At 50.6% G+C, this 512-nt stretch carries 1 protein-coding gene; it reads left to right on the top strand.

All coding sequences use genetic code 11. The features are described 5' to 3' along the window. Nucleotides 1-512 (top strand): choice-of-anchor U domain-containing protein (locus KDM90_RS17590; RefSeq protein ID WP_329605342.1); only part of this gene is annotated, 512 nt, incomplete at both ends.

Below are 512 nucleotides of genomic sequence, written 5' to 3'. Positions count from 1 at the left end.
GGCACAGGTGACGGTAACGGCGACGGTATCCAAGATATCGAACAAGATGCCGTCAGCTCGCTCATTTGGAGTCAACAAGATGACATCGACCCAACCTATTTGACGGTTTGGAATGACCAAAATCTAAAACAGACCCAAGTCGCAACCTCACAAGACAATCTACCTTCACGTGATGACATCAGTTTCCCATTCGGATCACTCGCCTTGAATTTTGAAGGTATCAACGTCGGTGCGTCGACCCAAGTTTCCGTGCTGATCCACGGAACCGAACCGATCAATGGCTACTGGAAAAAAGATGTGAACGGCAATCTCGTCAATATCGCCGAAACCATCACGACCTCCGATCACAATACCCTGATTACGTTCACACTCACTGATGGCGGTCGCTTTGACGCTGACGGCCTTGCCAACGGCCGTATCGTCGATCCCGGTGCGCCTGGCTTAATCACACTGAACCAACTTCAGCTCAGTCAAGCTCAACTCGCTCAGGTCAGTCCTAGAAATGCCGATAC

The sequence above is a fragment of the Affinundibacterium fentianense genome (assembly GCF_018139545.1).
GTDB classification, from domain to species: Bacteria; Pseudomonadota; Gammaproteobacteria; order Burkholderiales; family Burkholderiaceae_D; genus Undibacterium; species Undibacterium fentianense.
Note: the sequence above shows the minus strand (reverse complement) of the source record. Positions and strands in the feature narration are given on the sequence as shown.